This is a genomic window from Mucilaginibacter dorajii (assembly GCF_024808255.1).
Taxonomy (GTDB): Bacteria; Bacteroidota; Bacteroidia; order Sphingobacteriales; family Sphingobacteriaceae; genus Mucilaginibacter; species Mucilaginibacter dorajii.
Genome location: NZ_JANTYS010000004.1, coordinates 397239 through 410327, shown reverse-complemented (window position 1 = coordinate 410327; position 13089 = coordinate 397239). Strand labels below are relative to the sequence as shown.

General features: G+C 43.6%; 11 protein-coding genes. 7 read left to right on the top strand and 4 right to left on the bottom strand.

What is annotated here, in order from left to right; all coding sequences use genetic code 11:
* Positions 1-391 precede the first annotated feature (391 nt).
* A complete protein-coding gene (locus tag FHS10_RS08010; RefSeq protein WP_259089182.1) occupies positions 392-622 on the bottom strand; it encodes a hypothetical protein in 231 nt (76 codons plus the stop codon).
* A 38-nt stretch (positions 623-660) separates the two neighbouring features.
* Between FHS10_RS08010 and FHS10_RS08005 the strand changes: the two genes are divergently transcribed.
* Positions 661-813 (top strand): hypothetical protein, encoded by a 153-nt coding sequence (locus FHS10_RS08005; RefSeq protein WP_259089181.1) that lies wholly within the window; start codon positions 661-663, stop codon positions 811-813.
* Between the two features lie 5 nt (positions 814-818).
* Here FHS10_RS08005 and FHS10_RS08000 read toward each other — a convergent pair whose 3' ends face one another.
* From FHS10_RS08000 to FHS10_RS07990, 3 genes are all read right to left on the bottom strand, one after another.
* Positions 819-1157 (bottom strand): helix-turn-helix domain-containing protein, encoded by a 339-nt coding sequence (locus tag FHS10_RS08000; RefSeq protein ID WP_259089180.1) that lies wholly within the window; start codon positions 1155-1157, stop codon positions 819-821.
* 384 nt (positions 1158-1541) lie between these two features.
* Positions 1542-2909, bottom strand: coding sequence for a HAMP domain-containing sensor histidine kinase (locus FHS10_RS07995; RefSeq protein WP_259089179.1), 1368 nt, complete (start codon positions 2907-2909; stop codon positions 1542-1544).
* Complete coding sequence (locus FHS10_RS07990; RefSeq protein ID WP_259089178.1) at positions 2906-3595, bottom strand: response regulator transcription factor; 690 nt, start codon at positions 3593-3595, stop codon at positions 2906-2908. Before FHS10_RS07990 ends, FHS10_RS07995 begins: the two co-directional genes overlap by 4 nt.
* Before the next feature lie 256 nt (positions 3596-3851).
* Between FHS10_RS07990 and FHS10_RS07985 the strand changes: the two genes are divergently transcribed.
* From FHS10_RS07985 to FHS10_RS07960, 6 genes are all read left to right on the top strand, one after another.
* The gene (locus FHS10_RS07985; RefSeq protein ID WP_259089177.1) at positions 3852-4034 is read left to right on the top strand and encodes a hypothetical protein; all 183 of its coding nucleotides are present in this window, start codon (positions 3852-3854) and stop codon (positions 4032-4034) included.
* A gap of 64 nt (positions 4035-4098) precedes the next feature.
* Complete coding sequence (gene mgtA, locus FHS10_RS07980; RefSeq protein WP_259089176.1) at positions 4099-6798, top strand: magnesium-translocating P-type ATPase; 2700 nt, start codon at positions 4099-4101, stop codon at positions 6796-6798.
* 615 nt (positions 6799-7413) lie between these two features.
* Positions 7414-8739: a carbohydrate porin gene (locus FHS10_RS07975; protein ID WP_259089175.1), complete on the top strand. Its 1326-nt coding sequence runs from the start codon at positions 7414-7416 to the stop codon at positions 8737-8739.
* Between the two features lie 2230 nt (positions 8740-10969).
* Positions 10970-11305, top strand: coding sequence for a hypothetical protein (locus tag FHS10_RS07970; protein ID WP_259089174.1), 336 nt, complete (start codon positions 10970-10972; stop codon positions 11303-11305).
* Positions 11302-12495 carry a PfkB family carbohydrate kinase gene (locus FHS10_RS07965; protein WP_259089173.1) on the top strand — a complete coding sequence of 398 codons (1194 nt, stop codon included), beginning with the start codon at positions 11302-11304 and terminating at the stop codon, positions 12493-12495. Before FHS10_RS07970 ends, FHS10_RS07965 begins: the two co-directional genes overlap by 4 nt.
* Positions 12492-13088, top strand: coding sequence for a 7-cyano-7-deazaguanine synthase (locus FHS10_RS07960; protein ID WP_259089172.1), 597 nt, complete (start codon positions 12492-12494; stop codon positions 13086-13088). Before FHS10_RS07965 ends, FHS10_RS07960 begins: the two co-directional genes overlap by 4 nt.
* Position 13089 lies beyond the last annotated feature (1 nt).

Genomic DNA, 13089 nt, shown 5'->3' with positions numbered 1-13089 from the left:
AAACAAATTAAACAATAAATAGATATTTGAATTTACAGCAATAAAACATTAGTAATAAAAAAGAGGCTGATCATGATTTATGATACAGCCTCTTTTGGTTTGTAATGGCATAGAATCAGTAAACATGTCGCCCTTCTCCACCCTGTCATGCTGAGGTACGAAGCATCTATTCGCAAACTTTAAGGGCGAAACAGGCATGGCGTAGAATAGATCCTTCCTTCGTCAGGATGACAGAAAAATGGGATACGGCATAAATAGGTTCAAGCAACGAAACAATTTTCACTCTCCCTTCCCAAAGTCCTTGCTCCTTGCTCCAAAAATCTTTACTCCAAAACTGCTACAGGTTTCTCCCAACAATGTAAACATCTTACATGCTGTCACCATCGCTATATCAAGATGCCTGCCTGTACAATACCGATGGAATGTGCTGGCCCAGCAGCAAACTTTTTACATCAAGGTCTATCCACGAAATTAGCTGGCAACTGCATAGCGCACATCGTTGCGGTGCAGCAAAGGTAATCTCATCATAAGGCATCAGTAAGGTTATCGCGGTATCGGTGTTATAAATAGATACACTGCAGTTTTTATTGAAGCAATAATAGGTAACATGGGTGTTTTCCATTGGGGATATGTTGATGTAGCAGCTTCATTACCAACATAATGCCAAAACAATCAAATTTCAAAAGCAACAGTAAAATTAACCAACTGGCAAATAGTTTTATCGCCATAAGCAATATTGCACCACAAACCAGCCTGCCAATCATCAGCGTGTTATTTTGCAAACAAAAAACTGTTGAACAGCCTGTTCAATAAAATGGTCAGGCGGGTATCCTGGTTCCCCTTAGTTCCTCAAAAAGCGCTATCACTTTTTTCTGCAATCCAATCACCTCCGCTTCCCTTACAAGCAATTGTTTGTTAACTGCATCCAGTTCGGTGGTAAACTTTTCCTGGTTATCCTCATTAAGCGTTAGCAGCTGTACTGCCGAAATTCCAAAAATACCGGCAATCTGTTCCATTCGCGACAGGTTGATATCGGTAATGCCGGTTTCAATTTTTGAAAACGCCGGCACCGAAATATCCAGCTGCCTGGCAACATCCTCCTGGCTCCAACCCTTTTGATGACGTAAAGTACGAATGTTTTGTCCGAGTGCTTTCATAAGCCTGTTATTTCCTTTAAATTAATTAACCTACAAAGTAGATCATAAACCATTGATTGTTAATTGAATCAAATTAACTTTAAATACAACAATAAGGAAATACCTGTTTACAGGTATAGTTTTAAGAAAATCTAACGTTTTGTGGGGCAATGCCTGCGGCCCGGGCTGTACATTCATACTGCGCAAGGCATTAGGCGCGGGGCCGGTATCCATTTCCATCCCTATCGCGAAAAGCAGCGCGTCCCGTCCGTCCGTTTCCCTGCCCCCACCTGTTTCTTATATAAGTGGACAACATCCTTCCATAAGCCCAACCTTTCCACTTCCCCTAAAATGCAACCTCGTTGAATGTTATCACTAAAAAGCCAGGGACACATACACCGTCACCTAAACATGTGGCAGCTCTACCATAAAAGTGGTGCCGCTATGCAGTATGGATTTAACCACAACACTGCCTCTGTGCAGATCGATTATTTTTTTGGTGAGCGATAAGCCTATACCGTTGCCGCCGGTAAAACTTTTATTCTCTCCCCGGTAAAACGCGGTAAATATTTTAGAAAGCGCTTCTTCGCTTATGCCAATCCCCTGATCCTGGAAACGCAGGATGGTTTTATCTGAGAAATAACTTATCGCCACCGACGATTCATTTTCATTAGAAAACTTGCATCCATTTTCTATCAGGTTCATAAAAGCCACTTTCAGCAAATACTCATTCCCCAAAACAGATATAAAATCGTCGTCCTCAATTTCCTGTTCAAAAATGATATTGATCTTGTAACCGGGATGGTTATGCAAAACATCATTGCGGGCATCTAATAAAATTTCGTCCAGGCGTACTTCTTTAAACGAGATTTCGGTATGGTCGTAATTAGCTTTGGCCAAATCTAACAGGCTGTTGGATAATCGCACCAGTTTTTGCGCATCGCTTATGGCGTGGTTAATAGAGTCTTTATAAAAAAGGTTATCCCGCTCCTTTTCTACAGTAACCTGCAATTCGGTAAGCATGGCAGTTAAAGGCGTTCGCAACTCATGCGAGATATTGGATACAAACTCCTTTTGAGCATCAAATGATTTCTCCAGGCGGTTAAGCATCGCGTTAAAGGTGATGGCCAGCTCAGCTATTTCATCTTTGCCATTGCCTTCCTTAATCCGCAGGTCCAGGTTGGTGGCGGTAATTTCTTCAACCTCATCTACCAGGTCAGAAACCGGCTTTAGCGCCCGGCTTGCAAAAAACTGCCCGGCCAGGTAAATAAATATAATGGCAATAAAAAAAGCTATAATGAGGGTATATTTTAAATCGCGCAGCTTCCCGTAGCCCGATTCATCATTAGCGGCGGCAGTAATCACATAATCATTTTGTTTGTGGTGATACAAAAAACCCACCACCTGCAAGCTGCCCTGGTAAAACCTGATCTGCTTTTTATGCACTATCTCATCAATCATTTGGCGGGTTTCCTTCACTTTATCAATATCAACCGCATCGTGATATAACAAATTGAACGAAGTATCGTAAATTGCTACTTCTTCCTGAAAAAGTGAATTTTCGGCATTGCGGTATATCAGTTGCAGTACGGCAGGCTGTACCCTGGCATCCAGCAGTAAATTGGCCTTGGTAATTGCTGTATGGTGCAACAAGCTATAATATTCTTCCTCGCGGTTTTGGGCAAACGAAAAATAGATCACCAGGGCAAATGCCAGCAACAACGCCGCAATAATGGTGGTAAACAAAACGGTAAGCCTGTTACGTATGGTCATGCTTCTGCCTTAAATATAAAACCCATGCCCGGCCGGGTGTGAATAAGCTTTACAGCAAAATCCCTATCTACCTTTTTACGCAGGTAATTCATATACACATCAATAAAGTTGGTGCCGGTATCAAACGTTGTTTCCCAAACATTTTCACTTATCTCCGTTCGTGATAGTACCCGTTCGGGGTTGCGCATCAGGTATTCCAGCAGTTTAAATTCTTTGGGGGTAAGGTTTATTTCCATTCCGTCGCGTTTTACCGTTTTGGTTTGGGTATTCATTTCCAGTCCGGCTGTTTGCAGTACATCAACCTTTACCGTCCTGGCGATGGTGTTATTTCTTTTTGCCAATGCACGCACGCGTACTTCCAGCTCTCTAAAATCAAAGGGTTTAACCAGGTAGTCATCAGCTCCCGCATCAAAGCCCTCTACCTTATCGTCTGTTGTGCCCAATGCCGTGAGCATAATAACGGGTATTTGGGGCCGGGCGGCTTTAATGAGCTTACAAAGGTCCAGCCCGTTAATCTTTGGGAGGATGATATCCATAATAATAACATCAAAATCATCCTGCATGGCCAGTTTTTGTCCCATTTGCCCGTCGTAGGCCACACTTACCGCATGGCCGGCTTCTGCCAGGCCACGTTTAATAACCGAGGCTACCCGCTCATCATCTTCTATGATCAATATATGCAGCATGTTCAAAATTAGGCAACATTATCCATACATACCGGGCTCTAATAAATTTCTAATTTATTTATAATGGATCTCTAACGGTGTAAAAAAAACGGGCGGTTTACCTTTGCAGCGCAATTCAGAAACAGTTGCCATTAATACAAACAAGAAATGGATACAGGTCCGAGTATAATAAACAGATTTTTTAACCCCTCCCGATAAATCCGGACCGCGACATCTTTTACGCCGTCCCGGCTTTACCGGGACAATTGACAATGCTATGCGTAACAGAGAAAGAAGGAATAAATCATTCCACAAAAAACAACTGTTTGTTTTTACCAAAACAAACTCATTTGGTACCCCTGATATCAATACCCGGCTGATCAGCATCTCACGGGGAGGGAGCAGCTTTGCAATTAATACGCCGCTATACCCCGCGGGCGGTGCTTTGGATGAGGGCTAACCTGCATTCCTCTTTTTCCCAATTTAAAAGCAATATATATATCATACTCAAAACCGTCAATAACATGACCATTAAAAATATTACCGCTAAAATAACTGCCCCAAAATCATCAAACAACGATTTTGATGTGCAGGCGGCAACCAGGCTGCGCGATGTATCAAAAGAAGATAACGCTTCTTTCCCGGCCATGCTGGATAGTAACGACCAGGGCCTATCGGCAAACAACATAGCCGATAAAAGAAAGCGTTATGGCCTAAACGAAATACAGCACGAAAAAGCACCCGCCTGGTATGTGCAGCTTTTTCAGGCCTTTGTTAACCCCTTTATCGCTGTGTTAATAGTACTGGCTATTGTATCGTTTATAACCGATGTGTTAATGGCCGATGCCGCCGACAAAAGCTACAAAACAGTAATTGTGGTTGGCGTAATGATAAGCCTGAGTTCCCTGTTGCGTTTTTGGCAGGAGTATACCAGTAACCAGGCCGCCGAAGAATTAAAAAGCATGGTTAAAACCACCGCCACCGTATTACGTAAAGACGCGGGCAAAAAAGAAATAGATATTAAAGATCTGGTACCCGGCGACGTTGTTTACCTGAGCGCCGGCGATATGATCCCTGCCGATTGCCGGGTGATGCAGTCAAAAGATCTATTTGTGAGCCAGGCTATGCTCACGGGCGAATCGTTACCACTGGAAAAAAGCGAACTGCCCATTGCGGATGCCGGCGACAGATCGCCACTTGAGCTTGATAACATTTGCTTTATGGGCACCAACGTAGTAAGCGGCGCTGCGGCTGTTATGGTAGTTACCACCGGTAACCTCACCTATTTTGGAAGCATTGGCAAGGCCATTACAGGCAAACGTGCCGAAACCAGCTTTGATAAAGGAGTTAACAAGGTGAGCTGGCTGCTTATCCGCTTTATGTTGGTGATGGTGCCGCTGGTGTTTTTGGTGAACGGCTTTACCAAAGGCAACTGGTTTGAGGCCCTGTTGTTTGGCATATCTGTAGCCGTAGGCCTTACCCCCGAAATGCTGCCCATGATAGTTACCGCTAACCTGGCCAAGGGTGCCAAAAACATGAGCAAGCGTAAGGTGATAGTTAAACGCTTGAACGCCATTCAAAACATTGGCGCTATGGATATACTGTGTACCGATAAAACCGGCACGCTTACCATGGATAAAATTGTACTGGAAAGGCACCTTAACGTTTTTGGCGATGAAGATGATGAAGTAATGAAATGGGCTTACCTCAACAGCTTTCACCAAACCGGCTTAAAAAACCTGCTGGATGTAGCCGTATTGGAACATGCCGAGATCCACAGCTGCGTTAATGCCGATGAACATTTTGTTAAGATAGATGAGATTCCGTTTGATTTTCAGCGCAGGCGCATGAGTGTGATACTGGAAGAAAAAAATGGTAAGCACCTGCTCATTTGCAAGGGAGCCGTTGAAGAAATGCTGGAGCTATGCACCCATGCCTTCGACCCCGGCGAGGATAAACAGCTGCACATCGAAAACGATAAAATTGTGCCCATGGACGCGGCCATGCGTAAGAAAGTGCTGGATACATCCCGCAAACTAAATGAAGAAGGCCTGCGCGTTTTACTCATCGCCATTAAAGAAGACGAGAAACGCCCCCTAACCTACGCCGTAGCCGACGAAAGCAACATGGTGCTTACCGGTTTCATAGGCTTTTTAGATCCCGCAAAGCCATCTGCCAAACCAGCCATTGAAGGCCTGCACAAGCTTGGGGTAGAAATTAAGGTACTCACCGGCGATAACGAAATTGTAACCCGCAAAATATGCAAAGACGTAGGCATACCCGTACAGCATATTTTGTTAGGCAAAGACATCGAACACTTAACCGACCAACAACTTACCACCAAGTTAGATGAAACCAGCATTTTGGCCAAACTAAGCCCTATCCAAAAATCGCGCATTGTAAAATTGCTGCAGGCACAGGGGCACACTGTTGGTTTTATGGGCGATGGCATTAACGATGCCGCCGCCTTAAGGGATGCAGATGTAGGTATTTCTGTTGATACGGCTGTGGATATTGCCAAAGAAAGCGCCGATATTATTTTGCTGGAGAAAGATCTGATGGTTTTGCGCAAAGGTGTTATATATGGCAGGCGCACCTTTGGTAACATCATTAAGTACATTAAAATGACGGCCAGCAGCAATTATGGCAATATGTTTAGCATGCTGGGTGCAAGCGCGTTTTTACCGTTTTTACCCATGCTGCCTATCCAGTTACTGGTACAAAACCTGTTGTACGATATATCGCAGGTATCCATCCCCTGGGATAGCATGGACGAGGACTTTATTGAAAAACCACAAAAGTGGGATGCCCGCGGCATCAGCAAATTTATGCTGTACATTGGCCCCATCAGCTCCATATTTGATTATATCACCTTTTTTGTGATGTTCTATTTCTTTAAAGCCAATTCGCCGGCGCACCAAAGCCTGTTTCAAAGCGGCTGGTTTATAGAGGGGCTGCTATCGCAAACACTTATAGTGCACATGATACGCACCCGCAAAATACCATTTATACAAAGCTGGGCTACGGCACCGGTAGTAGCACTTACATCGGCCATTATGCTTATTGGTATCGCTTTGCCGTTTTCGCCGCTGGCACCGGCGTTAAAGCTAACGGCCTTGCCTTTAAGCTATTTCCCATGGCTGGTTGGTATTTTATTAAGCTACTGCCTGCTTACGCAACTGATTAAAAACTGGTTCATCAATAAATTTCAGCAATGGCTTTAAAAAAATCCAACTGGCATTGGTGGCTGCTGGCAATCATCGCACTCATCATTTTAAATATCCTGCTCGATCATTACTTCGTGCAGCACCACTAATTAAATCCACCCAAAAGCATCCCATAAAAAGTGGTAACATAACCTTATGGGGTATTGCTTTGCAATTTTAAACCTTTAGAAACTGTTTAAAAACAAAAAGAAACGTCATTGATTCGTCGTTCCTCCTACCCATTAGGCTTTGTAAAACGATTGTCATCCTGAGTTGTAAAATTTCGCGAAATTCTGAAGGTAGAATGACAATATAAAGCTATGTCATTGCGAGGAACGAAGCAATCGCGAACTATGCAGATCCGCCCTGTATTGCATGCGATTGCTTCGTGCCTCGCAATGACATGGTGGACTTGTCAGGGGTAGGAACGACGGATCTTTTTCGCCCTGCTAATTGCAGACTTTTATAGTGAAGAAGATTCTTCGTTCCTCAGCATGACAGGACGGAGAGGGTAGTTTGTTACGTCATTTCCACCTTCACAGTCCGTGGATTTTAACACTCGCAATGACGTTTCTTTTTGTGCTATAGTTTTACTAAACCATCCCAAAACAGCTTCTTCTAACTCCAACAACCATGAAAAAAATTCTATTTCTGCAATTATTGCTGCTCAGCATAGTAATTACTGCCGATGCCCAAACCAAAGATACTTTAAGCAAAAGCCCATTTAATTTCCATTTTCAGTTAACGGCTATCAACCAAAGTCACCCGGCATTTCATGCGCCTTATAGTGGCACAAATAGCCTGCAACCCGCTGCCGAGGAGGCGCTTTCCCTAACCACTACCCTGTTTGCAGGTGCCCGCTTATGGAAAGGCGCGTCGGTTTATTTTAATCCCGAAATTTCTGGCGGGCGGGGATTTAGCAGCGCGGTAGGTGTTGCCGGTTTCCCAAATGGCGAAACCTTTCGCATTGGAAGCGCCGCCCCGGCCTTGTACCTGGCACGCCTGTTTTACCGGCAATACATTGCCTTGGGTACAGCGGTAGATACCGTTGCCGATGACATTAACCAGGTAAGCGAACTGGTGCCCCGCAAACGCATAACCATTACCGCGGGCAAGTTTGCCATTGCCGATATGTTTGACAACAACAGCTACAGTCATGACCCGCGTACACAATTCATGAACTGGTCTTTAATGAGCGCCGGTGCCTGGGATTATCCTGCCAATACCAGGGGCTATACCGAAGGCCTGGTTATAGAATATGCTACCCCCGGCTGGGTTGTAAGGTTAGGAACCGTACTGGTGCCAACCTATGCCAACGGACCAACCCTCGATGCGCATTACAGCAAGGCCCAGGGCGATGTTATCGAAATTCAAAAGAACCTAACGCTGGGCAAACACAAAGGTACCATCAGGCTTTTAGGGTTCAGAAACGTATCTAAGGCGCCCAACTACCGTGACGTAATTAAGGGTTACACCAACCACACCGACTCGCTGGATGTAATAAACGGCCACAAATACGGTGGCGTTAAATACGGCTTCGGCATTAATGGCGAGCAGGAACTAACCACCGACCTTGGCCTGTTTTTTAGAACCAGCTGGAACGACGGCCAAACCGCCACCTGGGCATTTACCGAAATTGACCACAGCGGCAGTGTAGGTTTAAACCTTGCCGGCAACAGGTGGCACCGCCCCGATGACACCTTCGGAATAGCGGCAGTTATAAACGGAATTTCGAAAGCGCACCGCGACTACCTGGCAACCGGCGGCGATGGATTTATTATTGGCGATGGCAGGCTCAGCAACTACAAAACCGAAAACATAGCAGAGGCCTATTACAGCGCCAGGATAAACAATTACCTGCACCTATCAGCAGGATACCAGTTTATTGCAAACCCCGCCTATAACGGCGACAGAGGCCCTGTAAATGTATTTTCTGTAAGGGTTCACATAGCTATTTAAATTAAATGGGAATAAACATTTAACCTCCAAGCCCTGCGGCTGTAGGGCATAGTGCGTTTTTGCACAAAAGCTTTTCGGTTCCCAAAAGCGTCGGCAGAACAGCTTCGGCCGAAAACGGGCAAAACAATGCGGGGCCGTGCGGTGGCAGGGCATAATAGTTTTATTAACGAAAGCTTTTCGGCTTCCCGTCGGCAGAACAGCTTCGGCCGAAAACGGACAAAACAATGCGGGGCCGTGCGGCTGCAGGGCATAAGAGTTTTATTAACGAAAGCTTTTCGGTTTCCCGTCGGCAGAACGGCTTCGGCCGAAAACGGGCAAAACAATGCGGGGCCGTGCGGTGGCAGGGCATGGGAGTTTTATTAACGAAAGCTTTTCGGTTTCCCGTCGGCAGAACAGCTTCGGCCGAAAACGGGCAAAACAATACGGGGCCGTGCGGTGGCAGGGCATAGGAGTTTTTGCAGCGGGGGGAAATGTGAGTGAGGGCAAAATAATCCCGGCCCAGGTTTTGTCCGTTTTGCAGGGCAAAGGCCCGTGCGGCAAAGAAGCATTTCTGCCGACTTGATTTTTGGTTACTTTTGATCAAGCAAAAGTAACAGCCCTCCCGCGGCAATTGAGCGGGCCGATGTCCTCACTTACAACTAAGTAATTTCGTTACCCGGCACATATCCTTACTCCTTGCTCCAATAGTCCAAAAATCTAATAGTCCAACCGTCCCAAAGTCTAATAGTCCCACAATGGCAATGCCTGCGGCCCGGGCTGTACATTCATACTGCGCAAAGCATTAGGCGCGGGGCCGGTATCCATTTCCATCCCTATTGCGAAATTCGTTTTCCCTCATCACCAGCAACAGCACGTATTATCCAAAAGAAAAAAGAGCTAGGAACGTGCGATTTCTTCCCTGGGGAAGGTGCAGGAAGGGGTTAAAAGATTTGTCATCCTGAGGAACGAAGGATCTTCTTCGCCCTGCTCATCGCCGACTTTTATAGTGAAGAAGATCCTTCACTACGTTCAGGATGACAAACGTTTTTTACAAAACGTCATTCCGCCCCTTGTTGTGTGTTTTCACCAACAAGCCGGGATAGTCGAAAAGGATGCCGCTTACCTAAACACTAAAGCCGCTTAACAAAATTACTTTGATGTAATCGACAGCATCGGCCCGCTCAATCGCCGCGGGTAGGCTGTTACTTTTGAAGCCCCAAAAGTAACCAAAATGGCCGTCAGCAGAAATGCTTCTTTGCCGCACAGGCCTCTGCCCTGCAAAACCGTCAAAACCTGGGCTGGGATTATTTTGCCCCGGCCCTCTTTAGCCCTGCCGCAAAAACTCCCTATGCCCTGCCACCACACTCGCCCTGCATCGTTTTGCCGGTTTTCGCCCGAAGCTGCTCTGCTGACGGGAAGGGATCACGACAGTATTGAAGTTGTAACATAACTACCCAAAAGAAAAAAGAGCGGGGAAACGTGCGATTCCCTCCTCGGAGAAAGAGGCAATGTCATTAAGTTAAGGGAAACCCCATCGGGGTTTAATGTAGGTAGCAGACGGCACCCATTAGGATATTCGTGCCGTTAGGTACGAAACCGACGATGTTGCATACCTAACAGCACGCTTTTCATTGGTGATTATATTTTCTACCGATATGTTGCACCTAACGGCGCTGTTAAATCTTTAACTTAATGACATTGGGGAACGTCCAGGAAAGGGTTAATCCAAGTGTTCAGGCTTGTACTTCCGCTCTATAGCTACAGATACAAATACCTAAATATGAACGTTATAATTAAAAGACCAACGCCACACAGGTAATTCATAAATTGCCAATGTTTTGAATTTACAAACATCTTTGTTAAATGAAACAGGGGGGCCAAATGCCAGAAACGTATAAGTAACCAAAGGGCGTAATGCAAAATTAACTAACGGAAACGCCAAAAAGTACATCAACACCAACATTACTATCATATACAAGTACAGTATTAAAGTCTTCATTGATTAATGTTCTTAAAGTTTATTGTTCAACCGGTTATTGTTGCGGTGACAATAAACACCAATCAATAACTTTAAAAATAGATGAAGTTTAACTTAAATGATAATTGCATTCGATCTATGTATTTAATCCTCCACGTTTTAACTGACTGGAAATGAATAGAACGATTAAAAAAAAGATACATTATTTTTTTTCCCAATCTATTCTATTTCAGAATATTATTCATAATATTATCAATCCAATAAACTTAAACTATGGGCGGAAGTAATTCAAATAATCGAGGGGGCGGCAGTCAATCCCGTAATCAGGATGTTGCATGTGATGAGTTGAAATTTAACACCCAATTATCTTCCCCAAAGGAGGAAGTATTAGTGTTGTTGGAAGTGGGCTTATTATTAGAGATCGAATTATCACCATCAAAAACCACTTGCGTTGTTATTTATAAAAGCAAGATTGCTGGCACAATTATCCACTTAAATCTAAAGCAGTTAATTAACTGTATTATTGCAGGCAATACTTTCTATGCAAGAGTTAGGAGTGTCGATGGCGCTAAATGTGCTATCACAGTTTTACATGAATCATTGGCATGATTTTAAATATAATAGGTGGTACATATTACGAAACCTGTAGAGAACCATTTTGGGATGAACTATATGGGTCGGGTTTACGAGCGGCACATGCTTTAAGCGAAAAACCGTCTAAAGTCGTCTTTCATACCAATATCGGTAAAGTTGATTACGACAAGCTTGTTTGTATATCCGAGGCAATTGGAATAACTACTAAAGCCAAATTGATTCCTTATACAAATACGTTTGCATACGATCACCCTTTGGCGGAGCCCTATTTTGATCGAATCGAGGTAAATGACGAGGAAATAATTTACGCTGATCTAATTGTTCAATTTGGGATGATTGAAGGGAATAAAAAAGTAAAAGCAAAGAAGGCTATTTACGATCCTCAATCGCCAGGAAATCCGCAATCATTTTGGTCTAATGGGTCCGATACGCAGGAACTAATTTGGGTCGCAAATATTGGCGAAATGGAAATATTTACAGGGGCCGTTAGTTTAAAAGGGATCAAAGAATATTTATTTTCTGTAGAAAATGTAGTGGCGGCTGTCATCAAAAAAGGAACTGATGGGGCAATAATTATTCAAAGAGATAAGGATGACTTTCACGTGCCGGTATTTAAAACAAAGCACGTCTGGCCAATCGGAACAGGAGATATTTTTACAGCATCATTCGCTTATAATTATTTGATCGAGAACCATTCCATTGAAGAGTCAGCAATTAATGCTTCACTAGCAACTGCTTACTATACTGAAACAAAGTCGTTACCATTGCCGCAGCTTATCGACGAATCAAAATTCGAAAGATTTTATAAAGAATCGAAAGTTAAACCAAAGATCTATCTTGCTGGGCCATTTTTTAATATGGCGCAACGCTGGATGATTGAGCAATTCCGAGTTCAACTGCGAAATTTCGGTCTTGACGTTTTTTCTCCTTATCACGATGTTGGGCTTGGCAACGCAACACAGGTTGTTCCCTTAGATATAGAGGCTATAAAAAACTGCGACATTGTTTTAGCCATTGTTGACGGCTTAGATGCAGGAACATTGTTTGAAATAGGATTCGCAAAGTCCCTGAATTTACCCGTAGTTGTTTTTGTAGAGGACGAAAAGAGTGAAGCTTTGACCATGCTTAAAGGTACTAATTGCTTATTTGAAAAGGATTTTTCTACAGTAATTTATAAAACAGTTTGGGAGTCGTATAAAGTATGAAGTATGCAATTTTACTGTCGGGAGGGATGGACTCTGTCGCTTTGACCTATATGTACAAGAAAAAGTTGTCCGTGGCCTTTACGGTTGATTACGGACAAAAAAGTTCCGAAAAAGAGTTGGAAGTTAGTAAGAAAATATGCGAAAAATTGAACATCCCTCATGAGATATTACATATCGATTGTAGCTCATTAGGAAGCGGCGAAATGTGCAACGATAAAATATCACCGGTATCACCTGTCCCTGAATGGTGGCCATATAGAAATCAGTTATTAATAACGCTAACAAGTATGAAAGCAATTTCCTATGATATAGATAGCCTAATATTTGGAGCAGTTAAAACAGACAATAGCTATATAGATGGAACGAAGAAATTTTTCAACATTATAAATAAACTACTATCGATTCAAGAAGGAAATATTAACGTTATAACTCCTGCTATAAATCTTACAACTGCCGAATTAATCAAAAAATCTAAAATCCCTGAGAGCTTACTGTTTTGGGCCCATTCTTGCCATATCAGTAACGAGCCATGTGGAGTATGTAACGGATGTGTTAAATACTCAGAAGTTATTGAAGAAATAAATAAGACCTAAC

What these genes read in the sequence shown, in the direction of transcription:
- FHS10_RS08010 (WP_259089182.1), bottom strand. Translation starts at nt 622, where the DNA reads ATGGAAAACACCCATGTTACCTATTATTGCTTCAATAAAAACTGCAGT.
- FHS10_RS08005 (WP_259089181.1), top strand. Translation starts at nt 661, where the DNA reads ATGCCAAAACAATCAAATTTCAAAAGCAACAGTAAAATTAACCAACTG.
- FHS10_RS08000 (WP_259089180.1), bottom strand. Translation starts at nt 1,157, where the DNA reads ATGAAAGCACTCGGACAAAACATTCGTACTTTACGTCATCAAAAGGGT.
- FHS10_RS07995 (WP_259089179.1), bottom strand. Translation starts at nt 2,909, where the DNA reads ATGACCATACGTAACAGGCTTACCGTTTTGTTTACCACCATTATTGCG.
- FHS10_RS07990 (WP_259089178.1), bottom strand. Translation starts at nt 3,595, where the DNA reads ATGCTGCATATATTGATCATAGAAGATGATGAGCGGGTAGCCTCGGTT.
- FHS10_RS07985 (WP_259089177.1), top strand. Translation starts at nt 3,852, where the DNA reads ATGCGTAACAGAGAAAGAAGGAATAAATCATTCCACAAAAAACAACTG.
- mgtA (WP_259089176.1), top strand. Translation starts at nt 4,099, where the DNA reads ATGACCATTAAAAATATTACCGCTAAAATAACTGCCCCAAAATCATCA.
- FHS10_RS07975 (WP_259089175.1), top strand. Translation starts at nt 7,414, where the DNA reads ATGAAAAAAATTCTATTTCTGCAATTATTGCTGCTCAGCATAGTAATT.
- FHS10_RS07970 (WP_259089174.1), top strand. Translation starts at nt 10,970, where the DNA reads ATGGGCGGAAGTAATTCAAATAATCGAGGGGGCGGCAGTCAATCCCGT.
- FHS10_RS07965 (WP_259089173.1), top strand. Translation starts at nt 11,302, where the DNA reads ATGATTTTAAATATAATAGGTGGTACATATTACGAAACCTGTAGAGAA.
- FHS10_RS07960 (WP_259089172.1), top strand. Translation starts at nt 12,492, where the DNA reads ATGAAGTATGCAATTTTACTGTCGGGAGGGATGGACTCTGTCGCTTTG.